Raw genomic sequence first — 24,488 nt, 5'->3', positions numbered from 1 at the left:
TGCTTAACCTGAAAGGAGAAGCAACCATGTCACAGAATCTGAACTGCACCCCCCAGGACACCGCCCCACAGAATGCCGTTCCGATGGCGTTTGTGCGCACCACCACCGCCGATATCTGGTGCCACGCGCAGTGGCTGGGCGGCGAATGGGTCACAGAATGGGGCCAGAAAACCCTGGGCGCGTTGCAGGAAAACTACCCCGATATGGCCGTGATGAGTGTGGCCGAACTTATCGACCTGCAAAATGAAAAGTACCGTACTCCGGTGTTGGAAATCACCGGGGAACGTTACATCGATCAGCTTGAAGTATTACCGCCGATGGACTGGTGCCGGACGAATAAAGGGGAGTCGTTCAAATCCATGGAGATGTACGCCGGGGATGTCACCAGCATTTTTGTCCGAACCGAAGGGCGTTTTTTTGAGTTCCGCGACGTCTGCACCCTGTCACATGCACAGGTGCTGGCGCGGGTAGAAACAGAAGTTTTGACCGGGAGTGCGTCATTTTCCGGGCATTAAAAAAGCAGGCTTACGCCTGCTTTCTCGTGCCGGTTTCTCCGTCGAAAGTCAAACCGGCTATCAAAACCCACATGGAGATGAAACCATGACATTTGACCCACAAATAGTTGCACAGGCTAACCAGTTTGTAAATGCCTTACGCAGCGGAAAACCTGCTCATGTTCCGGTGCTCAAGCTGGAGCACTGGCAGCAGTTCATGACCACCGTTAACGCAGGATATGGTGACGGTTCCGGTAACGGCAACACGCCAAGTGTTTACCCGGCACTGGGCCTGGCCTGATCTGAAACACGCCGCTCCTGACGGGGCGGCTTTCAGGAGGCAAGGGGTCAGGCTCCTGAAAACAGACCGACCTGAAGGCTGCACCTGTTCTGAAGCGCCGTTAAAAACTCGCGCACCAGCGGTGCGAACGGCAGGAGAAGGGCAGCGCTGACGCGCTGCTCTCTCCCGTTCCCAGCGTTGTCTTTCCGGGTATGGGTCATATATCCGTTTTTACCTTCCTGATGTTTTCCCGATTGTGACGGTTCTCATGGTGGCCGTATCTGATGGTTATTCTCTTCCATCATAACCCCGTCAGGGCAATGGCCCCCTTCGGCTCTCCGTCCGTTCCGGCCGGGTCGTCAGCCCCACTCCGACGGGCAGCTGCACGGCAGCGGCCAGTCTCCGCCGAATCCCTTGCGGGTTTCGGGCTTTCGCTAGGGTCTGATGGCAACGGCAAGGTCAACCCCTGCTGCGGGCCGTTGGCCCACGCCTTCACCGCGCCGGTGAACCGTCGCTTTAAAGCCGCCACGCCGTTCCGTCGTGTCGGGTGTATGCATTCTGTCTGCTGCTCTGGTGAGCCATCACCCCGGCCAGCTCTCACGCGGAGGGCTTTTCGTAGCACCGTCTCCGGCCAGAAAACAAGGGTGAAATGCACTCGCGGTGCTCGCCCTTGTTTTCCGTCCAGCGCCGTCGCTCCTTTGCCCTTTGCCGCGAGAGAACTCACCGAGAGATGGATTAACCACCAGAAGAGGATAAGACCAGAATGCATACACAAAACGTCAAGACCGCCGCTCCTGAATCTTCCGAAAGATGCGGGGAAAAATTCACCATGCCTCACCTGACCGACCTGTTTTTGTACGTGATGGTCAACAGCGAGGGGCAGAAACAACCGGGTATTTTTGTCCCGACACCGGAAGGCGATCTGCATATTGCTGTTCGTGAGGACGGCGGCGAAACGGTGATCGTCTGGACGCAAAATGGCTGGCCACTGGCGGCAGCGATACCCGAAAGCGGATATCTGGCCGTGCTAACCGGCATAGCGAAATAAACCTCAGATTTAATAACGGCAGGGAAAACCTGCCATTAAACGACTTGAAAGGAGAAATAAAATGACCACACTGGCCTCCCGTTTTCGCGCTGCAAACGTTATTCGTCGTGACCGTGCATTAACGAATGATGAACTTGAAAAATATGTTCCGAGTGTATTTAGCGGTGATAAACATAATTCCCGTTCCGAGCGCTACACCTATATTCCTACTATTACCCTGCTTAATAAACTGCGTGAAGAAGGCTTTGAGCCGTTCTTTGCCTGTCAGACGCGTGTGCGTAATATTGATAAGCAGGAACATACTAAACATATGTTACGTCTGCGCCGTCGTGACACAATTACCGGAACTGAAGTCCCGGAAATTATTTTACTTAACAGCCATGATGGCTCGTCAAGTTATCAGATGATCCCGGGAATGTTCAGATTTGTATGCATGAATGGCATGGTGTGCGGAGATACATTCGGAGAAATTCGTGTGCCGCATAAAGGGGATATTGTTGGTCAGGTTATCGAGGGCGCATTTGAAGTCCTGAAAACATTTGACGACATTGGCGATAATATGGCGGAGATGAAAACGATTAATCTTAATCCCGCCGAACAACGCCTGTTTGCCGCCGCCGCCCTGGACTATAAATACGGCGAAGAACGCCAGCCCGTTACCGCCACCCAGATTCTGGAACCGCGCCGTTTTGAAGATCGCAAAAGTGATATCTGGACCACTTTTAACCGGGTGCAGGAAAATCTAATTAAGGGGCGTTTGCCCGGTATTACCGCTCAGGGAAAACGGACCCGAACAAGACCCGTGACCGGAATTGATGGTGATGTGAAATTAAATCGAGCACTCTGGAAATTGGCGGAAGAGATGGCGAAAATCAAAGACTGAAAAATAACACCCCGGTTAGCCGGGGTTTTTTATATCATTAATTTGGTGTTTGCATGCTGGCCTTATTACCCGGCACTGTACTGTATTCCCCCACTGTACCAGGCTGCTCTGTCAGTGATTTTCTCGCCAACAAAATTCTGTAAATACTCTTTATCTCATCGGCATATTTTTTGCGCTGTGCAATCAGTTTCTGCGACGGACCTGTATTATATATTCCGACACTGTCCCAGTTACGTCCATATGACCTGAAGTTGTGCGCCAGTACCCAGGCACCGCTGTAGACACAAATACATGGATCACTCAGTAACCTTTTTCTGTCAATATTAAAACTGTTCAGTTTTGAATAATGTGAACTGTTCACCTGCATCCCGCAGACATCTTCTGTTTTATTCCGGTTGTCTTTATTGACGGCATCAGCTCTGAGGTGGCTCTCTTTAATGGATATAGCCATGAGCAACAATGGATCGATCCTGAAGTCATGCCCGGCCTGATCGAAACACATTTGTGGAGCAGCAGCACAGGATAATGCAAGAGGAAGCAGTAGCAATGGTAATTTATTCATTATCAGGATACCCACGGGAAAGGTGTTAAATCAGACGACAGACCAGGCAAATAAAAAATACCCGCCGCCATCGTTTTTATCAAGATAATTCACTACAGACGCGCGTGAGCGCTCCTGTTTAGCGGAGAACCCGCACGCCAGAATATATCATGTAAGAACAATCTCACTTATTACCAGCCGCTCTTTGCTAACCATTTAAAACACCACACCCCACGCAAGACTTCGTCTTGCAGATATTTACTTATAAATCAGGTGGATACATCTAAAAAAAAGGAGCAAACTTTATGTTTGGAGGTGTTTTATCGCACATACCGACACTATCACATCATAGGATTAGAATACCTGTTGGTGTCGACATGTATTACATGTATCGTACAATTGTAGATGTGTAAGAACATCATTGTATTAAATATCGTACAGTGTCACACTGTGAGACATATTGGTGTACAAACCTACTACTGTATAACCAGTGAGGTCACTGACTCAGGACGTTGATGACACTGTATCCTGCGGTATCACCAGTTTTAAAAATAATTAAGTTAGTGTCGGTTCCGACACCATCTCAGTAAGGTCATTAATATGGGAAGAGTAGGGATTTACCTTAAAGATAAAATAGAGCGAGAGGTCCGTGATATCGTTCAACAGGATTTACAGAACGGCGCGAACCCCGGGGAAGCAAACATCTCAGCAACGTGCAATGAACTAATACGTCTAGGATTATTAGTTTATAAAAGAGATAGTGATGATGGCCATCAATTCGATCTGGAAGGATATCAAAGAGACCTTATACGAAAAGCCGCCGGCTCACGAGAGGGCACAGTACTTATTGCAACATTACTCGCAGAGATGTACTTGAAAATGACAGGAAAAGATGGCGAGGCTAAACTGGAAGATACCCTTGATATGCTGTTAAACAGCATAAATACAGCAGAAGACGAAGCGGAATCCCGACACTTCGTTAATAATGAAGGGTAACACCGAAGGGCCGGAAGGATACCGGCCACAATAAATCAGGATGGGTTGGATTTATCCCATGGAAACGCCTCTTTTTCAGCCGCTGCTATTTTCTCTTTTAAAAACACCTCAAACTCCATACACAGTACTTTCAGTGCCTGACCATCCTCATTCTGGTCAAGTATCCGCTCAGTAAAATAACCCAACGTGTTCATTAACCTTGTCAGCATTTCGTCATTCAGACTGCGCTTGTGAACTCTCGCCATTATTCGTATTTCTTCTGCGAGATTGTCAGGAATGCGCATGCTGTAACCGGTCGTTTTCCCCGGAAGCAATACTCGCTCGCCTTCACGCCACATCCACAGCCGCTCTTCAGGTGATTCAGTTTTATTTTCTGTATCACCCTGACATTTCTCACTATCGAGTAATTCACCCAGCCATAACTCAAATTTCACCGCCAGCGATATCAGGCGTTCGCCCTCCGCAGTTTTAATGACTGGCTTCTCTGAATGGTAATTAAGTGACAATAACAACCTTGCGATAATTTCATCATTAACGCTTCTTTTCCCTGCCCGGGCACATATTCGTAATTCCATAAGCAAATTATCCGGCGCTCGCAGCCGCCACTCCACAGCTTCGCCAGGACGGAACTTTCGAGGTCGCCCACGACCTTCCCACATTTTCTCTTTAACTTTCATAGGTGTAGATCTCACTAGCAACACAACAACAACCTTGATTGCAAAGCCTACGCACAACCATATTCAGATAAATCCGAATTATTTACATTTATGTGACATTGTTCACAGTTTTTTTTTTTTAGGGTCATGGGACAATATCGCGTGAGTAAACAAACACTTACTCACATCAACTTTGTTTACATCCGGAGAAACAAGCATGTTCACTCAAGGTAATGCCCTTAATGTCGAAAAGGGATGGGCGGTAGCGTCTTTATTTCGAAAGGCTCGTGAAAATCGCCAGTTAAAAAAATTCATCAAAAACGGAGGGTTGGTTTTAATTTCACTTATGGTCGCTCACCCGGTACTCGCCTCTGGTACTGACCTGCTCGCCTCTCAACAAGCAACAGTGAGCTCCACGTTCGGTTCTGGTTCGTCAATTGTGAAGTGGTTTTATATTGCCGAAATTATTATTGCCTTATTCACCTATATTAAAGTCCGCTCTCCCCTCGTTTTCCTCGGTCTGGTTATTTGTATTATCTTCACCCGCATTGCCTTTGCTATTGCGAGCTGATGATGAATGGGGAAGAAGATAAATATTACTTCCCGGAAACTCTCAATCAGCAGGACCGCTATTTTGGTTTGCCCCTCGATGAACTCCTTATTGTCGCGCCGTTGGTTATTCTCGGCGTGCTCAATAATATGTCTACGGAACTTTCCATCATAGCGGGCCTGTTGTGGGCATTAGTCAGATACCTGAAAAAAGGGCAGGGGTCCTTCTGGTTACTTAATTTCTGTTACTGGCATCTCCCTTCGCTCTTATTCAAAATTTCCTTCCGACAGATACCTGATTCAAGTTTCCGACACTGGAGGGCGTAATTCCCATGAAAATGAAAATAAAAGGCGAACGCGATAAACAACTCAGTTATGCGTTTATTGGTCTTGCCTCATTATTAGTTCTCAGTGGCATGGGGAATGTGCTGACAGGTTCACTGGCATGGCATTTCGCCACCACCCAGAAAACGGTCACCACGCCTATGACTTATAACCAACCCTTTACCTCTGACGCTGTCGGCGCTGATGCTTCCGGCATGACCATGTTCGCCTCTTCATTTATATACTGGCGGCTGAATGTGAGTCCGGAAAATATCGACAATAACCAGAATATGCTGCTCGGTTTTGTCCCTTCCACCGAACGGGATGCACTGAAGAAAGCACTGGATATTGAAGCTGAACGCATCAAGAAAGGGGGCATCACCACCCGCTTTGATACGAAGGATATTCGTGTCATGTCCGATGGCTCCGTGGAGTTCAGCGGCACACTGAAATCCGCCACCACCAATGGTGCTATCACCACGCCCCTGAAGGACCAGGCAAAAACCTACCGTCTTAAAATCAGCTACAAGAACGGCATTGTTCATCTTCATTCGTTCGAGGAGCTTCAGCAGAACCCCCCAACCAACTGACAGGACTGCCCATGAAACTTCGTATTTCACCGGCAGCTGCTGCTGTGTTACTGGCATCGGGAATCTTCACCAGCGGCCTTCGGGCCGCTACCGCCCCCGCCGCCATCCCGTTTGAGAACGACGCCGCCTTTAATGTCACTCTCAGCAATAACAACCCCAGCAAGGTTGTTATCGACGGGGAACTGATTACCAGCATCAGCGGGCCATCCGGAGCCTATGACCAGAGCACAACGGAAGACGGCGCACTCATTTTGTCGCCGCTTGTTGCGCAGAACTTCACGCTGTTTATACAGACTGACCACGGCTCATCGCTGAGCCTGAATGTCAGACCACAGGCCGGTAACGGCAAGACCCTGCGCTTTACCCCCATGTCACCACCATTGCGTAAGAACGACGACGCGAAGGCATGGGAAGAAGGGCAGACCTATGAAAAAACACTGGTTGCCCTGTCCCGCGCCGTGGTGAACGGTCAGGTGCCTGACGACTATGTGGAGTATCCCGTCAGCCGCATGACGGCGTACACGCCAGCCACATCCGTCCGTCTGACACCCGAGCGCCAGTTTGTGGGCAACCACCTGCGGGTTGTCCGTTTCCGCATGAACAATCCCGGCAGTATTACCCAGAGCCTGCGTGAGCGTGACTTCTGGCGTAAAGGGGTCCGGGCCGTCATGCTCTCGCAAAACCAGCTTTATGCCGGTGGTGAAGGGTATGCCTGGATTGTGTTTTCAGATGATGGAGTACCGCGCTCATGAGTCTGAACGAAAACCTGAAAACCCGCCGCACCCAGCTTGCTGTTCTGTCATCCGTTATCGTTATCGGGGCCGCTACCGCCGGCGGCGTCGTATGGTACGGCAGCCACCAGGAACAGCAGAGAAATCCCGCGACAGCCGCCGCACCAAATATGACCGGGGTCGTGACCGCCACCTTTAACGAACAGGTTAACGACGCGGCACTGGCCCAGCAGCAGGCTAAAACATCCTCGCTTGAGCAGCAGCTCGCCACGCTCGCTCAGCAAGTGACGCAGAACAAACTGACCACCGAACAGAAGCTGACCGAAAAGGATGCTGAAATACAGCGCCTGAATGACCAGCTCACTAAAGCCCCCGGCAGCAGCCAGACCCCCGGACAGCAGACACCACCTGCTGGCCAGAACGGAACACCACTCCCGGGTCCCGTTGCTGCCGGTCAGGCCCGTCCGCCTGAATACACCATTACCCCCACCAGTGGGACGGGGGCCGTCAACATGGGGCAGGGCGCGGGTTTCTATCCGGGCGGCTCAGGGCAGCGCATAACAGGCGGGCTGGCCACCACAAAGTTCACGTATGACAGCCTGAAAAAAAAGCCGACAAAGCTTCCGTGGATTCCGTCCGGTTCATTCTCTGACGCCATCATGATTGAAGGGGCCGACGCCAACGCCAGCGTCACCGGTCAGCAGAATACTCAGCCCGTGACTATCCGTCTGCTGGGTAACATCCAGATGCCCAATAACAAAGAATACAGCGCCGATGGCTGCTTTGTTGTGGGCGAAATCTGGGGTGATATTTCCAGCGAACGCGGGGTGGTCCGCACCAAATCCATAAGCTGTGTACTCAAGAACGGGAAGCATGTGGATATGGAGTTTGATGGCCACGTCAGTTACCAGGGTAAAGGCGGTGTACGTGGCAAGCCGGTGATGCGTAACGGCATGATTGTCGGTTACGCCGGGGCAGCCGGTCTTCTGTCCGGGTTTGGCGAAGGGATAAAGTCTGCCGCCACACCTTCAGTCGGACTCGGGGCCACGGCGGATGTGGGGGCCAGCGATGTGTTTAAACAAGGACTGGGCGGCGGGGCCAGTAAAGCGGCCGACACGCTGAGCCAGTACTGGATTAAGCGCGCCGAACAATATCACCCGGTGATTGATATCGGTGCGGGTAACCAGGTCACGGTGGTGTTCCAGAAGGGCTTCCGCCTGGAAACCCTGGAGGACGCTGAAGAGGAGAAGGCGAAGGAAGCGCTGCAGCAGGCCGGTAATGCCGCACAGGGCGCCGTCGCAGCACAACCGGCCACTCAGACCACTCAGGCCACAACAACCCGCACCGCCTCAGTCGGTAACATTAATCCGGATGACGTCCTTCGTCAGGCCAGCCAGCTGCGCCTCGGTGACACCATTAACTGATGTCACCGCTCCCGTACTGAACCCGCTTTGAACGTTTTACCCCTCTGAAATACCAAACGGAGTTATCCCATGAAAAAAATGATGGGCGCTGCACTGCTGTGCAGCGCGCTGACTGGCTGCGCCGGTCTGAATTCTGATTTCGACTGCAACAAGAGTGCGACCGACCAGTGCCTGACCACCAGTGAGGCCAATAAACTGGCCGCGCAGGGCAAAAGCCTGGATGACCTGACGGCGGCAAAAGCGACAAAAAAGCCTGCGGGTGAAACCCTGCCGGCACTGCGTAACACAGCGCCGACCGTCAGTCCGTTGCGCCCTGTCTCCGTCGCAGCAACCGGAACCTCCCTCGCTAAGCCGATTGCACCGCGACCACTGGCGACCGCCCCGGCTGACAGCACTGGTGCGGTCGTCACCCCACGGGTGACAACGGGGCCGGACACGCCATCCACGCCCGTCAATACGGCAGGGCGTGTTCCGGTCCAGCGTATTCCTGACGCAACACAGCGTCTGTGGATTGCGCCCTGGGTGGATACAGATGACAACTTTCATCAGCCTGCCGTGGTCGAGTTCGTGAAGAATAAATCCCACTGGGATGAAAGCTATCGTGTTATCGGGGAGGGGGGAGAATGAGCATACTCGACAGTCTGATGGGGCTGGTTAACAGCCGCAAGCAGGAGGATGGGGCCTCGACAGCCCGCGCTAATCTTGAGCAGACATGGGGATATCCGTCTCTGGTCTCAGCCCTTCCGTATCGCTATTACGACGAAACCAGTGAGCTTTTTATTAATGCCGGGTCTGCCGGATTCATTCTCGAAGCGGCTCCGCTTCCGGGGGCGAACGAGCAGGTTATTGCGGCGCTCGATGACATGTTACGTAAAAAACTGCCGCGCAAAACACCGGTAAGCGTCATTCTCGTCGCCAGTAAATGTGTGGGTGAGAGAATTTCACGCGGCGTCAGTACCGACATGTGGAAGGGCGGGATGGCCACCCATCTGAATAAAATCACCCGGGCTTTCTGGCAGCGTTCGGCACTGAAGGGGCTGGCGAACGAGCGTGAATATCCGCTGTATCTGCGTAACTACCGAATCTTCATCGTTTTCGGTAAACCCGCGAAGCGCTTCACTCAGCAGGTGATGGACGAACTTGTGCAGATACGTAACACCATCCGTGTCTCGCTCAATGCCGCGCGTATTGAGTCAATCAATACGGATGTGAACGCTTTTCTCTCCATCATGCGCGAGATGATGAACTACCGCCATGATCAGGTCATGACTTCCAGTGGCGATTACAACGAGGATGAAAAACTCAACCGCCAGGTGGTGGACTCGGCCATCGATGTCCGGGTGCGTCCGTCGCATATTCGCGTCGAACTGCCTGAAAGCATCGATTCGGCTGGTACGCGTCTGCCGGCATCCGCCTGTCGTATCGTAAATATGCAGCTCAGTAAAAGCCCGAAACGTTTTGCGCTCTGGCAGGGGGCTGACAACCTGCAGAACCTGCGCTTCCCTGACCTCGGCATTCCGTGTCCATTTATGATCACCTGGACCACGGAACTGGAAGAACAAACGGCCACCCAGAACGAAGCGCTTCGTAAGGACATGGACCTCTCGAAGAAAGCGAACTCGGCCTATGGCCAGCTGTTTCCGGGGACGAAGCGGCAGGCGGAGGAATGGCGTCGCAACCGTGAGCAGCTGTCCAACAACGAAATCGCCTTCTGCAGAATGTCCCTTAATCTCACCCTGTTCACCCCGGACAACAACACCGATGCACAGTCCTGCGAGCTTGCCGCTGTGAACGTGTTCCGTAAGAACGATCTGGAGATGGTGACGGTGCAGTACCAGCAGATGCGTAACTGGCTGGGCTGCTTCCCGTTTGTGATGCAGGAAGGGATGTGGGAAGACATGAAGATGACCGGGGCCACGCTGCGGTGCAAATCGTGGAATGCGGTGAACCTGATGCCGGTCGTGGCCGAACGCCAGTTATCACACGTAGGAATGCCGTTGCCAACCTACCGCAACCAGGTTGCTTTCTTTGACATGTTCGGAGAGGAGAACGGCAGCACCAACTTCAATATCGCGGTCACGGGTACCTCCGGTGCAGGCAAATCCTTTCTGACACAGGGCATTTTGCGCGACGTGCTGAACGCTGGCGGCTTTGCCTGGGTTATTGATATGGGTGACAGCTACAAGAACTACTGCCATCAGGCCGGCGGGGTGTACCTGGACGGCGCGAAGCTGCGCTTTAACCCGTTTGCCAACATCAAAGATATCAATCACTCCGCTGAAGGGATTGTACGTCTGCTGACGGTGCTGGCCAGCCCCGGCGAGGCACTTGATGGCGTCTGTGAGGCTATTTTGCAGAAAGCGGTCATGGATGCGTGGGGGAAAAAGCAGCGCAAGGCGCGTATCGATGACGTTCACAACTACCTGACCAGTCCGGAAGTGAACGAAGCGTTTGCCGACAAGCCCACCATCATTGCCCGCCTGGCAGAGCTCGCCATGTTGCTCGAAACCTACTGTACCTGGGGGCCGGACGGCGAATACTTCAATGCTGACAATCCTACGCTGGATGGCGAAACTCGCTTTGCCGTGCTGGAACTGCTGAGTCTTGAGGACAAACCGAAGCTGCTGTCTTCCATCCTGTTCTCGCTCATTCTGGCCATTCAGGAAAAGATGTACCACAGCCCGCGTGACCTGAAAAAAGTCTGCATCATCGATGAGGCATGGCGACTGCTCGGCGGTTCCAATCCGCACGCCGCGCGCTTCATCGAAACCGGCTACCGTACCGTGCGTCGCCACCGGGGCTCGTTTATCACCATCACCCAGGGTATCAAGGACTTCAGCGCCAGTAAGGAAGCGGAAGCCGCCTGGAACAACAGCTCCACCAAAATCACCCTGCTGCAGGATGCGAAAGCGTTTAAACAATACCTGTCTGATAACCCTGACCAGTTCTCTGACATGGAAAAAGAAGTTATCCGGGGCTTCCAGCCCGCGCTGCAGACCGGCTACAGCTCATTGCTTATCAGTGCCGGGGAATTCAGCTCCTTCCACCGTCTGTTTGTCGACCCTGTCACTCGCGCCATGTTCAGCTCGCGCGGTGAGGACTTCGCCTTTATGCAGAACGCACAGGGGGCGGGAGCCACAGCCGAAGAAGCCGCTTACCTGCTGGCCGAGAAGAAATACGGCCCGGAACTCCTTGAACTTGAAGAATGGGTGAAAGCCGCATGAGTGAAAACAATGAAAAGCCGACTGACGGGGATACCGTCCGGGGGGGAGTGGCGATGGGTAAGTGGCTGACGGCCCGGCGCATGAAAATAGCCGCCTGCATGCTGGTCTCTCAGCTGGTCATGACCGGGATTGCCTGGGGGCTGCTGAAGTCGACCACTCCGGAAATGGTGGTGTTTGATATGAAAGGAACGGTTGATCTCTTTATACAGCAATCTGCGCAGTTGCAGCTTGATGAGGCGAAGGCAAAGGCGCTGACGACACGGTTTAACGTGGCGCTCAACGACAGTCTGAGTGACTGGCAGGCTTCTCACAACGCCATCGTGCTGGTTAAGCCTGCCGTCATGAGCCCACTGAAGGACATTACGGTAGATATTCGCAGCGACATTGCCAGACGTATTCAGGAGGGCCAGTGAGAAAACGACTGCCACTGACTGCCCTGCTGCTGGTGTTGTCTGCCAGTAGCGGGGCGAAAGACCTGGGAACCTGGGGAAATGTGTTTGAGCCTGCTGAGCAGGACATGCTGGATTTCATCCAGCATCGGCTGAAGGGGATGGAGCAGTCCGGAGAACTTGACCGGCTACGTGAGGAAACCACGGACCGAGTGAAGAAACATGCTGTTCGCCCGGCACCGGTGGAGGGGCTGAGCAAAGCGGTGCAATACCGCACTTTTGTTTTTGATCCGACGTTCACAGTGAAGGAAAGCATTACCGATATGCAGGGCAACATCATCGCCCGTAAGGGCGATAAGGTGAACCCACTGGATAAAGTCCCGTTCAGTCAGGTGCTCTACTTTATCGACGGTGATGACAAGGCACAGCTGGACTGGACCCGTCAGCAAATCGCGGGCCAGACAAACATTAAGGTGATCCTGGTGAACGGCAATATCAAAGAAACCAGTGATGCGCTGGATGAACGTATTTTCTTCGACCAGTCCGGTGTCCTGACCCGCAAGTTTGGATTTGAACATACCCCCGCCCGTATTTCCCGTGATGGCCACGTGCTGAAAGTGGAAGAAATTCCGGTAACAGGAGCAAAAAAATGACCGCAACCACATTAGGTGATCTGTTTCCCGACTTGCGCAATGCCACCCGTGGTCAGGAAAAAAAGGGCAAATCTAGTAACCACATAACCCGTCAGGGGACAGCGGAGAGGCTCAAAGCCCTGTATCCGGAAATTGAGTCATGGCATCCGGTCTTTGCCACCCAGGCATGGTTCAGGTGGCTTTCAGAAAACAACATGGAACTGGTTGAGCCAGACGGGCGTGACGAACGTTTCCCGGAATATCTTGTGGGTCTCATCAAGGAAAGAATGGTGGAGATGGGTTCATGGCGATAACCCGGATTATGGCCTCTCCCCCTGTTCCCCGTGACGCCCCGACATACGGACATCTGTCGGACACACTCAGCGTGTCAGATGTGATGCCCCTCGGGATGCTCATTCTGATCGGCGTCATCTGGCTGAGTTTGTGCGTGTGGCTGTGCATTCAGTTATTTCATGCGTCACAGCAGCTCAAAGCTGTATCCCCGGTGGGTGGGCAGGGAACGGCTGTTTCCTTCCCGCCTCCGTTTGGTAGCGCTGCCCATGCGAATGGGATTTACCAGTTTGCCAACGGTTCGCTCTACCAGTGTTTACTGGCCGAGCTGGAAAAGGCGCTGCTCATTGAAGGTTACGTGTTTACCACGGATAAAGCGTTGCACGCGCCACTGACGAAACACAGTCAGCAGCAGGTGGCCTTTATGGTGTTTATGGCCCGGGAGCGCCACATGGTGCCGGTACAACCGGAGATAGTGGTGGCAGAAAAGGCCAGACTCGCTGCCAGAGACGGGTATTCAGAACAGTTACTTGCTCTGCTGACGGAAGGGAATGAGAGTCTGGGCTGGTATATCACACGACGTGACAATATTGCTGATACCGGCGTGTAAGGGGCGTCTGTTATGACCATAACATCGGACACGCTTTTGTCTTCCTCCTCCCTGTTCAATCACACTGATCCAACCGCCACGCCATTCAGGATGTTCGGTGCTCACTGCGTTGCGCGCCGCCTCAGCCTGAATGGCGCACCGGTTTTCTTTTAACCCCGACAAGGTAACACCATGAAAAAAGACCCTGACTGTGAAAAGGGCCGGAATGTCACCATCTCATCTGTTCGTCATGATGAGGTCTCAGCCAGGCAACTGGAAGAGATCCTCCGTGACAACCCGCTGTACAAGCCCTCCGCTGTACTGCGCGGTGCCATTCTTGCCCTGTATGAAATGAGCGCAAAACAACGCCTGGACGTCATTATTAAAGCCGCCAGTCACGCCAGAGATGACTGACTTTTCCTCTTAGCCCTCCCGCCGGAACGGTGGCTGCGGCTTGCCCGGAGATATCCCATGACTCACCCTGACAATATCAGACCGGTGACGGTGACCCGTGACCGTTTCTGGTGCCCCCCGACAGCTTTACAGATTTCAGCCTGGGATGCCGAACCTCAATGGCTGCGGGAGGCAACATGACGTTCAGAGCCTGCCTGACCGGGATAATCCTTGCGACAGTATGCTGGGCTGCCTCGCTGTCTTCTGCCTCCGCTGCCACCAGTAATGCCGGTGATGGTCGCTGGGTGAACCCCATTTCGGATGTCTGCTGGAAATGTCTGTTTCCGATGTCGCTGGGCAGCATTCAGCTGGCCACCGGCCCTCAGCCAGACACCTCGAATCCGGCCTCACCCATCCAGATCTGCCCGATGGGGATTTTGTACCGTGTTGGCCTGGCGATTGGATTCTGGGAGCCCGTGGCTATGGTGGACGTCACCCGGGAGCCGGGTGTGATGGTCAATATGGGGGGATTTAAAATCGACCTGGGGCGCACCGGGACGGGAACAGCGGGGCAAAGTGACCGACCGGCCGCCGGGGCGTTCTACCATGTGCACTGGTATAAATATCCGCTGGTTTACTGGCTTAACATCATCACGACCGCCGGATGTATGCAGACCGGTGACATGGACATCGCCTACCTTTCCGAAGTCGACCCGACATGGAATGACAGTACGCTGGCCATGATCCTCAATCCGGAAGCCGCGCTGTTTAATAACCTTATCGCACAGGGCGCGTGTGCGGCTGACGCGGTGTCCAGCTCGGCAGGTTTGCCCCTTGCGCCTTTATTCTGGTGCGCCGGCAGTCAGGGGAGCATGTATCCGTTTACCGGTTTCACCAGTGGTGAATTTTCCCCTCTTGAGTCCTCGCTTCTCGTCACCGAAAGGATGGCGTTCAAAATGCACAGAGAGGGGCTGGTCTGGAATTCGGTGGGGGCGGATGTGGCGGTCTGCCATGAGTACCCGTCACCGATTATTCCCAAAGAACGATGGCGATATCAGATGGTGAACATGTATCCCGCCACCAACAGCTGTTATCCGTTTGGTGCCAGCACCCAGATTTGGGGCAGCACGCATAACTCCCCCCAGTCAAAGAAAAACTTTGGTTATCTCCTGTGGCGTAAACGTAACTGCGCCTATACCTGAGGTCTTAATATGAAAACTGCCTTATGTCAGCTTCTGCTCATGAGCGGGTTGCTTTCCTGCGCACCTGTCGTCCTGGCAAGCGAGCAAACACCGGTTTCGTCACAGGATATGACCTGGTTGAAACAACAGCAGAGTTCGCTGCAGACGTTTCAGGATGCCATGCGCAACCAGTCGTTTCAGCTGCCGACCGACCAGCAGGATCTGATCGACAAGTTACAGCAGGATATCGGTCATCAGCAGGCGCAGCAGGAGGCTGCTGAGAAGAAGTCATTCCCTGCGCTGTATTTTGTCAGTCTGGGTATTCCCCGGGAAGGCTTACTGCCTATGCTGCAGGATGCCCACCGCTATGGTATCCCGGCAACGCTCAGAGGGCTGGTGAATAACGATATGCGCCAGACGGCGTCGCTCATGTTTGAATTATCGAAAGAAGATAAAAACATCGGCGTTCAGATTGATCCCACGCTTTACCGCGACTACGGCATTACCACGGTGCCCGCACTTGTCGTCACCTGCCCGGGCCATTTTGACATTGTCCGGGGCAGTCTGCCGCTAAAAGCGGCACTGGAAAAAGTGGTTGAGCGCGGCGAGTGTGCCGCCACGGCCCGCCAGCTACTGGGAGGGCAGCCATGAAAAAGGTACTGTTTATCGCCCTTTGTATGCTGGCCGGGGGGGCGTTTGCGGATGCGACCAACGATGCCTTTAAGGACGGGGCGAGCTTCGGGAAAGGCAATGCCTCGCAGGGCACCGGGAGCCTGAAAAATCCCGGTACCGTCACCAGTGCTATTCCGGGCTACACGGCGAACCCCTCAGAAAGTGGCTATTACGGTGGGGTGCAGGGTGGCGACGGGGGGATTGGGGGGAAAGGGCAGGCAGCCATCGGCAGTAATGATGCGGGTCAGGCCATCATCGATGCAGGCAATAAAAACCCGCCGGTGGTGATTGATCCGAACGCTTCCTTTATTACTGTCGGCAAAGATGCGGAAGCGACGGCCGGTTCGGTTGTGGATGGCTCGAACCCACAGTGCACAACCACGACGGTGTCCAAGTCGACCTTTGAAAACTTCACCTGCTCGCGGGATTTGGGGGTCACACAGACCTGCCAGCGCAACGCCACACCGGATGGTATCTATACCGAAAGCTCAACAATTAAGACGCTGACAATTAATTCACGCAGCCTGAACTTTGCCCCTTATACGTCAAACTCGACCTCTGCCGATTTTATTGTCCCGGCAGGGTATGGCGGCGAGGTTATTTCGGGTTCGGTAGATAATTACAATAAGTACTGGGCAACAAGCGCCGTCAGTTTATATGCCTTTAACACCACGATTTCCCAGGACCGTGGCGTCCATAGCTTTACCCCTTCGTACACGATGACCGACGGTCAGACGGTAAAATTTATCATCGGCTATATGGATGTGCCGAAGACCAACGCGACCAACTATAACAACGGGACATTCAGTTTCACGATGACCCTGACCATTCGTGTCACGGTGAAAAATTTCAGCCCACAGGTTAGCTGGGCAACAAGCTGCGAGACGGAAACTCCCGCCGGAAAACAAATCAGCTCAACCTGCACTGCCGGTGGCGGATACCGACAGGTGGTCAAGGATGGCAATACGTACAACGTCTACAGCGACTGCTGGCAGTATACCGACACCTATGTTCTGAGTGATGAAACGCAGGGAACCTGTAGCGCCCTGATGAATAATCCGTCCTGTACGCAGTCAGGCTCAACCTGTACAGAGACCCTGAACGGCAAGTGTGCCCATGCCGAGTTAACCTACCAGTGCCAGACCGTGCATAAGTCCGAAGGGTTGCTTTGCGGAGGGGATTATCTTTGTAAGTCAGGGGATTGTGACGAGACAACGGGTGCCGGAGATAACGGGTTTGACCTGGCCGTGTCTAAACTGGCCGGGCTGGCGTCAGCCGGTGATGACGTTAAGAAAAGTCAGGATGATATCAATGTGAAAGCCTTCAGCGGCAACGCAATGAGCTGTCGTAAAGCCTTCGCCGGTTTTTCTAACTGCTGTAAAGATTCAGGTTGGGGTCAGGATGTCGGGCTTTCCTCCTGCAACAGCGATGAAATGGCCCTCGGTAAAGCGAAAGCGAAAAAAGTCATCGTCAGCGTGGGAGAGCGATGTGACCACAAAGTCCTGGGGGCATGCATTCAGAAGAGTAAGGTCTACTGTGTCTTTGGTGGCAAGCTGGCCCGTATCATTCAGGAACAGGGTCGCCGTGATCAGTTGGGTATTAACTTTGGCAGCGGGGATTCCCCGAACTGCTCAGGTATCACCATTCCCCAGCTCCAGAAGATTAATTTTGACCTGATTAACTTCGCTGATTTCTATGAAGACCTGATGAATAACCAGAAAATCCCTGATACGGACGCGATGGTCAAACAGGTCAAAGACAGGATCGCCGCGCAGGTGAATCAGCAGGGAGGCGCAAAATGAAAAGACTGCTGTGCGGCCTGCTGATGGCCGTGACCAGTCTGCAGGTCATTGCGGAGGAGATAGTGACGCCTGCTGACCCGTTTACTGGCTGGTCCTGGTATAACGAACCGAAAACACCCCCGGACAAAACCAAAAAGCCCCAGCCCTCTGCGCCGCCGCAGACCATCCCGGATCTGAGTAAAATGTCCGCGATTGAGCAGGCAAAGGTACTGAAGGGCTACACGATGGAGGCGCTTAACCGCGCCATCCTTTACCCCACCCGGGAAAATACGGCCACGTTCCTGCGCTGGCAGAAGTTCTGGACCGACAGGGGATCGATGTTCAGTCAGTCCTTTGCTGCCGCGCAGCTCAGTCACCCCGATCTCGACTACAACCTGGAATACCCGCACTACAACAGCATGGCCCCGTTTGTGCAGACCCGTGACCAGCAGACACAGCAAAATGCGGTAGAGCAACTGGCGCAGCAGTACGGCCTTTTCTACTTCTACCGTGGCAGTGACCCGATTGATGTACAGATGGCCGGTGTGGTGGCGGATTTTGCAAAAACCAACGGCATATCGCTGATCCCGGTATCGGTCGACGGACAGGTCGCGGCAACCCTGCCTCAGAGCCGACCGGACACCGGTCAGTCCCGCGCGATGAACATCTCACATTTCCCGGCGCTGTTTCTGGTTGACCCGAAAAGCAAAAACTACCGCCCACTGTCGTATGGCTTTATGACCCAGGACGATTTGTCGAAGCGTTTTCTGAATGTGGCCACCGGCTTCAGACCTCAGTCGTAAGGAATTTTATGAAAAATGATGTGTTAACCCTCCTCCGGGATGCAGGGCGTCTGGCGTTTTATTCCTTTATCGCCGGTCCTGCCTTATTGCTGTATGCCCTGGCGATGTTGATCGTACTGAACGGCTCACCTTCACAGCAATTTCTGAATACGGCGCGTCTCCTTACGGACGGCGCCCCGGACGGCAAGGTGATGCAGTGTGTCTTAGTAGAACCCTCCCGCAAGGTGGTGAGTCCCATTCAACGTGATACTGACATGCCGGTGGTACCGGATATGCCACCTCATTTTTCTCTGTGTCATATGACGCCGGTCGACAGCCAGTTCTGGACCCGGCCAGCTGATTCCATACTGGTTGCCTTATGGCTGACTGCCGCGCTGTGTGGGGCAGGCGTCTGCTTTATGAAACTGAGCCGGTCGCGTAAGACTGACTTTTCTCCCGATATAAGAAGTGTATTGCATAAAAAGGACTGACCTGATGAACGTGATGCTGCTGGCGGGTTTGATTTTCTGGGGCACGATGTCGCTTGTGCTTAGCGAGCTGAAGACGGTGTCCGTCACCATGACGCAAACTGGCCTGGTCTGGCTGAGCTATGGCCTGTGGGCGATAGCGGGGGCACTGGTTGCCCATACTGTCATTCGTGTATTAAGAGAAAGACGCACAAAACAAAACGAGGGGGCTCGCCATGAAATGTAAAACTCACCTTGTCGCGCTGCTGCTGGTACTGCCCACGCTGGCTCATGCCGGGATTCGGGAGGAAATCATGGCCCTTGAGGCAGGGAAGGCGGGGGCGTTAGCACCGGTTGTCACCCCCGCCGTATCCAACCCGGTGAAGCCCCCGAGTCTGATGCAACTGCCGGATGGGCGACGTGCTGATATGAAGGATTATGCGGTCGTGCTCTTTATGCAGGCCCATTGTCAGTACAGCGCAAAGTTCGATCCGCTGCTGAAGAGCTGGGCTGACCAGCATAATATCCGGGTGTATCCCTACACCCTGGACGGTGGAGGGGATGGCTCGTATCCCAATCCGCTTATCCCACGCAAACTTGATCCGGCGGCCCCGATTGCCGATGAAATTGTCACCTTCTTTGGTAACGGCTTGCCCATCGCCACACCCACGGCATTTGTGGTGAACGTCAACACCCTGAAAGCCTACCCGCTGACTCAGGGTGTGATGGATATTCCGGTACTCGAAAGCCGCTGGGCCAGCCTGATTCAGGCGGATATCGATAACGTCGACCCGAAAACACTGCCGCCGATGCCAGCCAGTGCGCAGGTCACTCCTCAGTAATACAACCGGACGACAAAATGACTACTTACACGTATGCGTTACCGCGTACCGAAAGCGTGTGGCTGTTATTCAGTGCCACGTCGCTGCACAACATGCAGAAAAGGGAGGTGCGGCATGATTAAGTCTCTGATAACGGCGGCTGGAATTTTTCTGACGGGCCTTGCTGTACAGCCCGCACAGGCTGATGTGAACGGTGATCTGAACGGTTTTTTCGGCAGCCTCGGCTACAGTGGGAACGTCTCACAGGCACAGGCCTGGCAAGGGCAGGCGGCAGGGTACTTCTCGGGTGGCTCGGTGTATCTGCGTAACCCGGTGAAAAACGTTCAGCTTATCTCGATGCAGCTGCCGTCCCTGAATGCCGGCTGCGGCGGTATTGATGCCTATCTGGGGGCGTTCTCCATGATAAGTGGCGCGGAAATCCAGCGCTTCGTTAAACAAATCATGAGCAATGCGGCCGGTTATGCCTTTGACCTGGCGTTGCAGACGATGGTGCCGGAGCTGAAGCAGGCAAAAGACTTTCTACAGAAGCTGGCAAGCGACGTGAACTCCGCCAACATGAGTTCATGTCAGGCTGCGCAGGGCATCATCGGCGGTCTGTGGCCGGTCACTCAGGTTTCACAACAGAAAATCTGTCAGGACATCGCGGGTGAAACCAATATGTTTTCGGACTGGGCGGCGTCCCGTCAGGGATGTACGGTCGGCGGGCAGAGCGACAATGTGACTGGCCGGGCAACCGACAAACAGAAAGACCAGGTGCTGAAGAACAAAAACCTTATCTGGGACACGCTGAGCAAGAACGGACTGCTGGCCAATGACCGGGCGCTGAAGGAACTGGTGATGAGCACGGTCGGCTCCATCATTTTCAACAGCGCAGGCAACGTGACGATCCTGACCCCTCTTGTCGACAACCGTGACCTGATAAAAGTGCTGATGCGGGGCGGTACGGCGAAGGTGTATGGCTGTGATGAAGCCACGCTGTGTCTGGCACCGACCGTGAAGGACCTGACCATCACAGAAGCGAACGGGCTGGTGACGCTGGTAAAAAACCTGATGCTCTCGATGCAGAACAAGCTGGTTGATGACCAGGCGCTGACCGATCAGGAAAAAGGTTTTATTAACACGACGTCGGTACCGGTCCTGAAGTATCTGACCAACGCACAAAGCATGGGGATGAGTGCAACCTACCTGCTGCAGGTCTCTGACTTCATCGCGCAGGACCTGATGATCCAGTACCTGCAGGAGCTGGTCAAACAGGCGAGCCTGTCACTGGCTGGCAAAAATTTCCCGGAAGAGGCGGCTGCCAGACTGCGCGACAACATTATTCATGCACAGGGGCTGCTGGCTGACATGAAGCTGCAGTCGGCGGCAGACCAGAACGCACTCGACGGGATTGACCGCAACATGCAGTACCTGCAACAGCAGGTATCCACCATCGTTTCAGGCTCTTACCAGAGCAACTACCACTGGGGTGATCGCTGATGCTTGAGATCTACACAATATATGGCGGGGGGATGTGGAAAACGGCGCTGGACGCCGTGGTCACCCTCATTGGCTCCAACACCTTCAGTACGCTGATGCGCATGGCCGGTACTTTTGCGGTGCTCGCGGTCGTCGTGACGTTCATTAAACAACGTAACCCGATGGTGTTTGTGCAGTGGCTGGCCATCTTTATGCTGGTCACCACTATTCTGGTGGTCCCGAAACGTTCCGTACAGGTTATTGATATCTCTGATCCTGCAGCGGTCTGGAAAACAGACAATGTGCCGGTCGGCCTTGCGGCCATCGCGTCGCTGACGACCAGCATCGGTTTTAAGTTAACGACGCTGTATGACTCGCTGATGGCGCGTCCTGACTCGGTGACCTACAGCAAAACCGGCATGTTGTTCGGCTCCCAGATTGTGGCGGAAACCAGCGACTTCACCACACAGAACCCGGAGCTGGCGCAGATGCTGCCGGATTATGTGGAAAACTGTGTCATTGGCGACATTCTGCTCAACGGCAAGTACACCGTTAACCAGCTGCTCAATTCCAGTGACCCACTGACGCTTATTACCAGTAATCCGAGTCCATTGCGGGGCATTTTCAGAATGACCTCCACGACGCGCCAGTTTCTGACCTGCCAGCAGGCGGCGGGGGAAATCAGAACGCTGGCGACAACAGAGGCCAGCCCGGGCAGTGCCACCTTTACCTGGCTGACGCGTAAGGTGTTTGGCAACAAGCTGAACGGGGCCAGTCTGCTGTCGACTGCGATGGGGGAGAGCTATGGCTACTTTTATGCCGGTGGCATGACGGCGGCGCAGATCATGAAGAACAACATCACCAACAGTGCTGTGCGTCAGGGCATTAAAGGTTTTGCTGCGCGTTCTTCTGACACCGCCAACCTGCTGAATCTTGCCACGGAAAACGCGGCCACCAAACAGCGTCTGAGCTGGGCGGCGGGTAATGAACTGGCCACCCGAACGTTGCCGTTTGCGCAGTCGCTGCTGATGCTCATTCTGGTGTGTCTGTTCCCGTTGATGATTGCACTGGCGGCTTCGAACCACAGTATGTTCGGGCTCAATACCCTGAAGATTTACATCGGCGGATTCATCTATTTCCAGATGTGGCCAATTATGTTCGCCATTCTGAACTACGCCTCTAACTTCTGGCTACAGTCGCAAACGGGGGGGACTCCCCTGGTGCTGGCCAACAAAAATATTGTGGCATTACAGCATTCTGATGTGGCAAATCTTGCAGGATATCTGGCGCTGTCTATCCCGGTCCTGTCGTTCTATCTGACTAAAGGCGCGTCGGCCATCGGCTCACAGGTGGCAGGCAGTGTACTCAGCTCGGCGGCGTTTACCTCGGCCGGTGTCTCTGCCACGACCGCGGATGGCAACTGGTCATTTAATAACATGTCGATGGACAACCTCAGTCAGAACAAGATGGACTCCAACCTGGTGCAGCGTCAGGGCCAGCAGACGTGGCAGGCTGATAACGGCTCGACCCAGACCATGACAGCGGGCGGCCACACGGTTATCGACGGTTCCGGTGCGATGTCGAATCTTCCGGTCAATATGAAACTCAGCCAGCTGGCCAGTAGCGGGTTCCAGGAGTCCGCACGGCAGTCGCAGGTGCAGGCACAGACAGCACTGGACGGTTACAACCACAGCGTGACCAGCGGCTGGTCACAGCTCTCGCAGTTGTCCAACCAGAGTGGTACCAGTAGTTCACTGAGTAGTGGCAGTGAAAACAGCCAGGCAACAAATGCGACGCGCGGGGCAAGCATGATGATGTCGGCGGCAGAGAGTTATGCCAAAGCCAATAACATCTCTACGCAGGAAGCCTATAACTCACTTATGGATATCAGCAACCAAGGGTCCATGACTGCAGGTGTCAAAGCCACCGCAGGTGGAGGACTTAATCTCGGGATTGTTAAAGCAGGAGTCGAAGGGAGTGCTGGAGCAGAGCTTCGTCACAGTACAGGCAGCTCGCGTGGCGTTCAGAATTCTGATTCACACAGCCAGGATATGCGTCATGACAAGAACAGTCAGGCGGTTAACGACTTCCGACAGGGTATGGATATGGTCACCAGCAGCCGTGTAACGGAGGGTGCAAATCATACCGAGAACGCGGGTACCAGCAATGTGCAGCAGTTCGCGGCAACGCTTAACGATGCGCAAAGTCAGTACCATCAGTACACAACCAGTGCGACTAACAGTAACGAGTTCAGCCGGATGGCAACGCTGGCACAGAACGAAAGTGCAAGCCTCGATACCAACTACACCCAGGAGTTTGTGGACTGGGCGGGTAACAAATACGGTGACAAAGCGCAGACGATGCTGACCAGCGCACCAAGTGCCCGCGAAGCAGCGATGGAGTTTGTGAATGAGCGACTTAAACCTGAAATAACCGGAGATTACCAGCAGGGACGCGCAGACCTCGTCAGCGGCAATGAGCATGCTGCGTTCAGTGGTGCGCATGTCGTACAGCCGGTTCAGGGCGATAACTCCACGGCTGTATCGCAAGGTGGCACGGTGAATCAGCAAGGGCAGGTCTCCGGAGGGACATACAATGGAGCTGCAGTGCAGACGGTGTCAGGTGAGACTGTGGCGAGCGGAAACGGTCACTATGCAGGTGGTGAGTCAATACAGGGTAATAATGCAGAGGTCCGGTCTTCGCGCCCTGATTATCCGACTTCAGTCACAACAACCGTAGCGCCTGGGGGGCATTCCGAATCGGCAGCACAGCAACGTGTCGGTACTCATTCGAGTGATACCACACGCGCCGCTCACGAAGAACGTCATGCCGTCGGTGGGGGCAATACGGAGTCTACGATCAGGAATATAACCAGCGAACCGGGCCGGGTTGTGCAGGGTGAGCGTGTTCCCGAAAGTGAAATGGAGAGTAACTTTAAGCAAAACCAGGCGAAAATTCATGAGCAATCTGGTCAGGGTTTTGGACCACAAAATGAGATACAACGCCGGGTTGCGGAACAAAGATCTGAAAACGAGAGGAATATCAATGAATCTGCTGGGGAAATTGATAAAAACCGATCCACTGTTCAGGCATCCAGTGATATTCTTAAAGGAGAAGATGCGAATGCACAAGGTAAATTCCAGCTTGGAAGAGCAGAAGCGGAACTTGAACAATCAAGCAAATTAAACCCGTTTAATGACCTTAAGCCAGATGAGTTGGAAAATAGGATTAAAGAGTTAAGGACGAGAACAGGAACAGGGGGGTGATGACA

29 protein-coding genes and 1 pseudogene are annotated in these 24,488 nt (G+C 53.7%); 27 read left to right on the top strand and 3 right to left on the bottom strand.

Annotated features, from left to right (window positions below):
• On the top strand, positions 1 to 515 hold a 515-nt coding region (locus tag AB1E22_RS00650), incomplete at its 5' end, for a hypothetical protein (RefSeq protein ID WP_367593596.1).
• Between the two features lie 85 nt (positions 516 to 600).
• Positions 601 to 738, top strand: a pseudogene (locus tag AB1E22_RS00645) (succinate dehydrogenase flavoprotein subunit); the annotation flags it as partial.
• Positions 739 to 1,208: 470 nt separating this feature from the next.
• Here AB1E22_RS00645 and AB1E22_RS00640 read toward each other — a convergent pair.
• Entirely contained in the window at positions 1,209 to 1,331 is a 123-nt protein-coding gene (locus AB1E22_RS00640) for a hypothetical protein (protein WP_367593512.1), read from the bottom strand.
• Positions 1,332 to 1,537: 206 nt separating this feature from the next.
• Between AB1E22_RS00640 and AB1E22_RS00635 the strand changes: the two genes are divergently transcribed.
• Both AB1E22_RS00635 and AB1E22_RS00630 read left to right on the top strand, forming a co-directional pair.
• Entirely contained in the window at positions 1,538 to 1,822 is a 285-nt protein-coding gene (locus AB1E22_RS00635) for a hypothetical protein (RefSeq protein WP_367593511.1), read from the top strand.
• A 61-nt stretch (positions 1,823 to 1,883) separates the two neighbouring features.
• Positions 1,884 to 2,705 (top strand): DUF932 domain-containing protein, encoded by an 822-nt coding sequence (locus AB1E22_RS00630; protein WP_367593510.1) that lies wholly within the window; start codon positions 1,884 to 1,886, stop codon positions 2,703 to 2,705.
• Between the two features lie 37 nt (positions 2,706 to 2,742).
• On the opposite strand, the gene AB1E22_RS00625 is transcribed toward AB1E22_RS00630, so the two are convergent.
• A complete protein-coding gene (locus AB1E22_RS00625; protein WP_367593509.1) occupies positions 2,743 to 3,267 on the bottom strand; it encodes a lytic transglycosylase domain-containing protein in 525 nt (174 codons plus the stop codon).
• A gap of 579 nt (positions 3,268 to 3,846) precedes the next feature.
• Between AB1E22_RS00625 and AB1E22_RS00620 the strand changes: the two genes are divergently transcribed.
• On the top strand, positions 3,847 to 4,242 hold the full coding sequence (locus AB1E22_RS00620) for a relaxosome protein TraM (RefSeq protein ID WP_367593508.1): 396 nt from the start codon (positions 3,847 to 3,849) through the stop codon (positions 4,240 to 4,242).
• Between the two features lie 35 nt (positions 4,243 to 4,277).
• On the opposite strand, the gene AB1E22_RS00615 is transcribed toward AB1E22_RS00620, so the two are convergent.
• Positions 4,278 to 4,919, bottom strand: a complete 642-nt coding sequence (locus AB1E22_RS00615) for an Arc family DNA-binding protein (protein ID WP_367593507.1) — start codon at positions 4,917 to 4,919, stop codon at positions 4,278 to 4,280.
• 196 nt (positions 4,920 to 5,115) lie between these two features.
• On the opposite strand from AB1E22_RS00615, the gene AB1E22_RS00610 reads away from it, so the two are divergent.
• The 22 genes from AB1E22_RS00610 (at position 5,116) to traG (ending at position 24,483) form a co-directional block, all read left to right on the top strand.
• On the top strand, positions 5,116 to 5,469 hold the full coding sequence (locus AB1E22_RS00610; protein WP_367593506.1) for a type IV conjugative transfer system pilin TraA: 354 nt from the start codon (positions 5,116 to 5,118) through the stop codon (positions 5,467 to 5,469).
• Between the two features lie 2 nt (positions 5,470 to 5,471).
• Entirely contained in the window at positions 5,472 to 5,774 is a 303-nt protein-coding gene (traL, locus tag AB1E22_RS00605; RefSeq protein WP_367593505.1) for a type IV conjugative transfer system protein TraL, read from the top strand.
• Positions 5,775 to 5,779: 5 nt separating this feature from the next.
• On the top strand, positions 5,780 to 6,361 hold the full coding sequence (locus AB1E22_RS00600; protein ID WP_367593504.1) for a TraE/TraK family type IV conjugative transfer system protein: 582 nt from the start codon (positions 5,780 to 5,782) through the stop codon (positions 6,359 to 6,361).
• An 11-nt stretch (positions 6,362 to 6,372) separates the two neighbouring features.
• The gene (gene traK / locus AB1E22_RS00595; RefSeq protein ID WP_367593595.1) at positions 6,373 to 7,113 is read left to right on the top strand and encodes a type-F conjugative transfer system secretin TraK; all 741 of its coding nucleotides are present in this window, start codon (positions 6,373 to 6,375) and stop codon (positions 7,111 to 7,113) included.
• Positions 7,110 to 8,516 carry an F-type conjugal transfer pilus assembly protein TraB gene (traB, locus tag AB1E22_RS00590; RefSeq protein WP_367593594.1) on the top strand — a complete coding sequence of 469 codons (1,407 nt, stop codon included), beginning with the start codon at positions 7,110 to 7,112 and terminating at the stop codon, positions 8,514 to 8,516. The genes traK and traB overlap by 4 nt, the downstream gene beginning before the upstream one ends.
• A 69-nt stretch (positions 8,517 to 8,585) precedes the next feature.
• Positions 8,586 to 9,143 (top strand): type IV conjugative transfer system lipoprotein TraV, encoded by a 558-nt coding sequence (gene traV, locus AB1E22_RS00585; protein WP_367593593.1) that lies wholly within the window; start codon positions 8,586 to 8,588, stop codon positions 9,141 to 9,143.
• Positions 9,140 to 11,740 (top strand): type IV secretion system protein TraC, encoded by a 2,601-nt coding sequence (traC, locus tag AB1E22_RS00580; RefSeq protein WP_367593592.1) that lies wholly within the window; start codon positions 9,140 to 9,142, stop codon positions 11,738 to 11,740. Before traV ends, traC begins: the two co-directional genes overlap by 4 nt.
• The gene (trbI, locus tag AB1E22_RS00575) at positions 11,737 to 12,153 is read left to right on the top strand and encodes a type-F conjugative transfer system protein TrbI (RefSeq protein ID WP_367593591.1); all 417 of its coding nucleotides are present in this window, start codon (positions 11,737 to 11,739) and stop codon (positions 12,151 to 12,153) included. The genes traC and trbI overlap by 4 nt, the downstream gene beginning before the upstream one ends.
• Positions 12,150 to 12,782 (top strand): type-F conjugative transfer system protein TraW, encoded by a 633-nt coding sequence (traW, locus tag AB1E22_RS00570; RefSeq protein WP_367593590.1) that lies wholly within the window; start codon positions 12,150 to 12,152, stop codon positions 12,780 to 12,782. The genes trbI and traW overlap by 4 nt, the downstream gene beginning before the upstream one ends.
• Complete coding sequence (locus tag AB1E22_RS00565; protein WP_367593589.1) at positions 12,779 to 13,075, top strand: hypothetical protein; 297 nt, start codon at positions 12,779 to 12,781, stop codon at positions 13,073 to 13,075. The genes traW and AB1E22_RS00565 overlap by 4 nt, the downstream gene beginning before the upstream one ends.
• The gene (locus tag AB1E22_RS00560) at positions 13,066 to 13,662 is read left to right on the top strand and encodes a hypothetical protein (protein ID WP_367593588.1); all 597 of its coding nucleotides are present in this window, start codon (positions 13,066 to 13,068) and stop codon (positions 13,660 to 13,662) included. Before AB1E22_RS00565 ends, AB1E22_RS00560 begins: the two co-directional genes overlap by 10 nt.
• A 12-nt stretch (positions 13,663 to 13,674) precedes the next feature.
• Complete coding sequence (locus AB1E22_RS00555; RefSeq protein WP_367593587.1) at positions 13,675 to 13,815, top strand: hypothetical protein; 141 nt, start codon at positions 13,675 to 13,677, stop codon at positions 13,813 to 13,815.
• An 18-nt stretch (positions 13,816 to 13,833) separates the two neighbouring features.
• The gene (locus AB1E22_RS00550) at positions 13,834 to 14,055 is read left to right on the top strand and encodes a hypothetical protein (RefSeq protein ID WP_367593586.1); all 222 of its coding nucleotides are present in this window, start codon (positions 13,834 to 13,836) and stop codon (positions 14,053 to 14,055) included.
• Positions 14,056 to 14,231: 176 nt separating this feature from the next.
• On the top strand, positions 14,232 to 15,236 hold the full coding sequence (gene traU, locus AB1E22_RS00545; RefSeq protein WP_367593585.1) for a conjugal transfer pilus assembly protein TraU: 1,005 nt from the start codon (positions 14,232 to 14,234) through the stop codon (positions 15,234 to 15,236).
• A gap of 9 nt (positions 15,237 to 15,245) precedes the next feature.
• Positions 15,246 to 15,866, top strand: coding sequence for a type-F conjugative transfer system pilin assembly protein TrbC (gene trbC / locus AB1E22_RS00540; RefSeq protein WP_367593584.1), 621 nt, complete (start codon positions 15,246 to 15,248; stop codon positions 15,864 to 15,866).
• The gene (gene traN, locus AB1E22_RS00535) at positions 15,863 to 17,689 is read left to right on the top strand and encodes a type-F conjugative transfer system mating-pair stabilization protein TraN (protein ID WP_367593583.1); all 1,827 of its coding nucleotides are present in this window, start codon (positions 15,863 to 15,865) and stop codon (positions 17,687 to 17,689) included. Before trbC ends, traN begins: the two co-directional genes overlap by 4 nt.
• Positions 17,686 to 18,471, top strand: a complete 786-nt coding sequence (gene traF / locus AB1E22_RS00530; protein WP_367593582.1) for a type-F conjugative transfer system pilin assembly protein TraF — start codon at positions 17,686 to 17,688, stop codon at positions 18,469 to 18,471. Before traN ends, traF begins: the two co-directional genes overlap by 4 nt.
• 8 nt (positions 18,472 to 18,479) lie before the next feature.
• The gene (locus tag AB1E22_RS00525) at positions 18,480 to 18,941 is read left to right on the top strand and encodes a hypothetical protein (RefSeq protein ID WP_367593581.1); all 462 of its coding nucleotides are present in this window, start codon (positions 18,480 to 18,482) and stop codon (positions 18,939 to 18,941) included.
• A gap of 4 nt (positions 18,942 to 18,945) precedes the next feature.
• Positions 18,946 to 19,164 (top strand): hypothetical protein, encoded by a 219-nt coding sequence (locus AB1E22_RS00520; RefSeq protein ID WP_367593580.1) that lies wholly within the window; start codon positions 18,946 to 18,948, stop codon positions 19,162 to 19,164.
• Positions 19,154 to 19,759, top strand: a complete 606-nt coding sequence (locus tag AB1E22_RS00515; protein WP_367593579.1) for a type-F conjugative transfer system pilin assembly thiol-disulfide isomerase TrbB — start codon at positions 19,154 to 19,156, stop codon at positions 19,757 to 19,759. Before AB1E22_RS00520 ends, AB1E22_RS00515 begins: the two co-directional genes overlap by 11 nt.
• A gap of 114 nt (positions 19,760 to 19,873) precedes the next feature.
• Positions 19,874 to 21,238: a conjugal transfer pilus assembly protein TraH gene (traH, locus tag AB1E22_RS00510; protein WP_367593578.1), complete on the top strand. Its 1,365-nt coding sequence runs from the start codon at positions 19,874 to 19,876 to the stop codon at positions 21,236 to 21,238.
• Positions 21,238 to 24,483 carry a conjugal transfer mating-pair stabilization protein TraG gene (gene traG, locus AB1E22_RS00505; RefSeq protein ID WP_367593577.1) on the top strand — a complete coding sequence of 1,082 codons (3,246 nt, stop codon included), beginning with the start codon at positions 21,238 to 21,240 and terminating at the stop codon, positions 24,481 to 24,483. Before traH ends, traG begins: the two co-directional genes overlap by 1 nt.
• The last annotated feature ends 5 nt before the right edge of the window (positions 24,484 to 24,488 follow it).

The sequence above is a fragment of the Buttiauxella gaviniae genome, assembly GCF_040786275.1.
Taxonomy (GTDB): Bacteria; Pseudomonadota; Gammaproteobacteria; order Enterobacterales; family Enterobacteriaceae; genus Buttiauxella; species Buttiauxella gaviniae_A.
The sequence above is the reverse complement of the archived record's forward strand: the minus strand, read 5'-3'. Positions and strand labels throughout refer to the sequence as shown.

Bases quoted from the DNA above. Each gene is read 5' to 3' on its own strand.
- AB1E22_RS00640 (WP_367593512.1), bottom strand. From the start codon at position 1,331: ATGCATACACCCGACACGACGGAACGGCGTGGCGGCTTTAAAGCGACG.
- AB1E22_RS00635 (WP_367593511.1), top strand. From the start codon at position 1,538: ATGCATACACAAAACGTCAAGACCGCCGCTCCTGAATCTTCCGAAAGA.
- AB1E22_RS00630 (WP_367593510.1), top strand. From the start codon at position 1,884: ATGACCACACTGGCCTCCCGTTTTCGCGCTGCAAACGTTATTCGTCGT.
- AB1E22_RS00625 (WP_367593509.1), bottom strand. From the start codon at position 3,267: ATGAATAAATTACCATTGCTACTGCTTCCTCTTGCATTATCCTGTGCT.
- AB1E22_RS00620 (WP_367593508.1), top strand. From the start codon at position 3,847: ATGGGAAGAGTAGGGATTTACCTTAAAGATAAAATAGAGCGAGAGGTC.
- AB1E22_RS00615 (WP_367593507.1), bottom strand. From the start codon at position 4,919: ATGAAAGTTAAAGAGAAAATGTGGGAAGGTCGTGGGCGACCTCGAAAG.
- AB1E22_RS00610 (WP_367593506.1), top strand. From the start codon at position 5,116: ATGTTCACTCAAGGTAATGCCCTTAATGTCGAAAAGGGATGGGCGGTA.
- traL (WP_367593505.1), top strand. From the start codon at position 5,472: ATGAATGGGGAAGAAGATAAATATTACTTCCCGGAAACTCTCAATCAG.
- AB1E22_RS00600 (WP_367593504.1), top strand. From the start codon at position 5,780: ATGAAAATGAAAATAAAAGGCGAACGCGATAAACAACTCAGTTATGCG.
- traK (WP_367593595.1), top strand. From the start codon at position 6,373: ATGAAACTTCGTATTTCACCGGCAGCTGCTGCTGTGTTACTGGCATCG.
- traB (WP_367593594.1), top strand. From the start codon at position 7,110: ATGAGTCTGAACGAAAACCTGAAAACCCGCCGCACCCAGCTTGCTGTT.
- traV (WP_367593593.1), top strand. From the start codon at position 8,586: ATGAAAAAAATGATGGGCGCTGCACTGCTGTGCAGCGCGCTGACTGGC.
- traC (WP_367593592.1), top strand. From the start codon at position 9,140: ATGAGCATACTCGACAGTCTGATGGGGCTGGTTAACAGCCGCAAGCAG.
- trbI (WP_367593591.1), top strand. From the start codon at position 11,737: ATGAGTGAAAACAATGAAAAGCCGACTGACGGGGATACCGTCCGGGGG.
- AB1E22_RS00565 (WP_367593589.1), top strand. From the start codon at position 12,779: ATGACCGCAACCACATTAGGTGATCTGTTTCCCGACTTGCGCAATGCC.
- AB1E22_RS00560 (WP_367593588.1), top strand. From the start codon at position 13,066: ATGGCGATAACCCGGATTATGGCCTCTCCCCCTGTTCCCCGTGACGCC.
- AB1E22_RS00555 (WP_367593587.1), top strand. From the start codon at position 13,675: ATGACCATAACATCGGACACGCTTTTGTCTTCCTCCTCCCTGTTCAAT.
- AB1E22_RS00550 (WP_367593586.1), top strand. From the start codon at position 13,834: ATGAAAAAAGACCCTGACTGTGAAAAGGGCCGGAATGTCACCATCTCA.
- traU (WP_367593585.1), top strand. From the start codon at position 14,232: ATGACGTTCAGAGCCTGCCTGACCGGGATAATCCTTGCGACAGTATGC.
- trbC (WP_367593584.1), top strand. From the start codon at position 15,246: ATGAAAACTGCCTTATGTCAGCTTCTGCTCATGAGCGGGTTGCTTTCC.
- traN (WP_367593583.1), top strand. From the start codon at position 15,863: ATGAAAAAGGTACTGTTTATCGCCCTTTGTATGCTGGCCGGGGGGGCG.
- traF (WP_367593582.1), top strand. From the start codon at position 17,686: ATGAAAAGACTGCTGTGCGGCCTGCTGATGGCCGTGACCAGTCTGCAG.
- AB1E22_RS00525 (WP_367593581.1), top strand. From the start codon at position 18,480: ATGAAAAATGATGTGTTAACCCTCCTCCGGGATGCAGGGCGTCTGGCG.
- AB1E22_RS00520 (WP_367593580.1), top strand. From the start codon at position 18,946: ATGAACGTGATGCTGCTGGCGGGTTTGATTTTCTGGGGCACGATGTCG.
- AB1E22_RS00515 (WP_367593579.1), top strand. From the start codon at position 19,154: ATGAAATGTAAAACTCACCTTGTCGCGCTGCTGCTGGTACTGCCCACG.
- traH (WP_367593578.1), top strand. From the start codon at position 19,874: ATGATTAAGTCTCTGATAACGGCGGCTGGAATTTTTCTGACGGGCCTT.
- traG (WP_367593577.1), top strand. From the start codon at position 21,238: ATGCTTGAGATCTACACAATATATGGCGGGGGGATGTGGAAAACGGCG.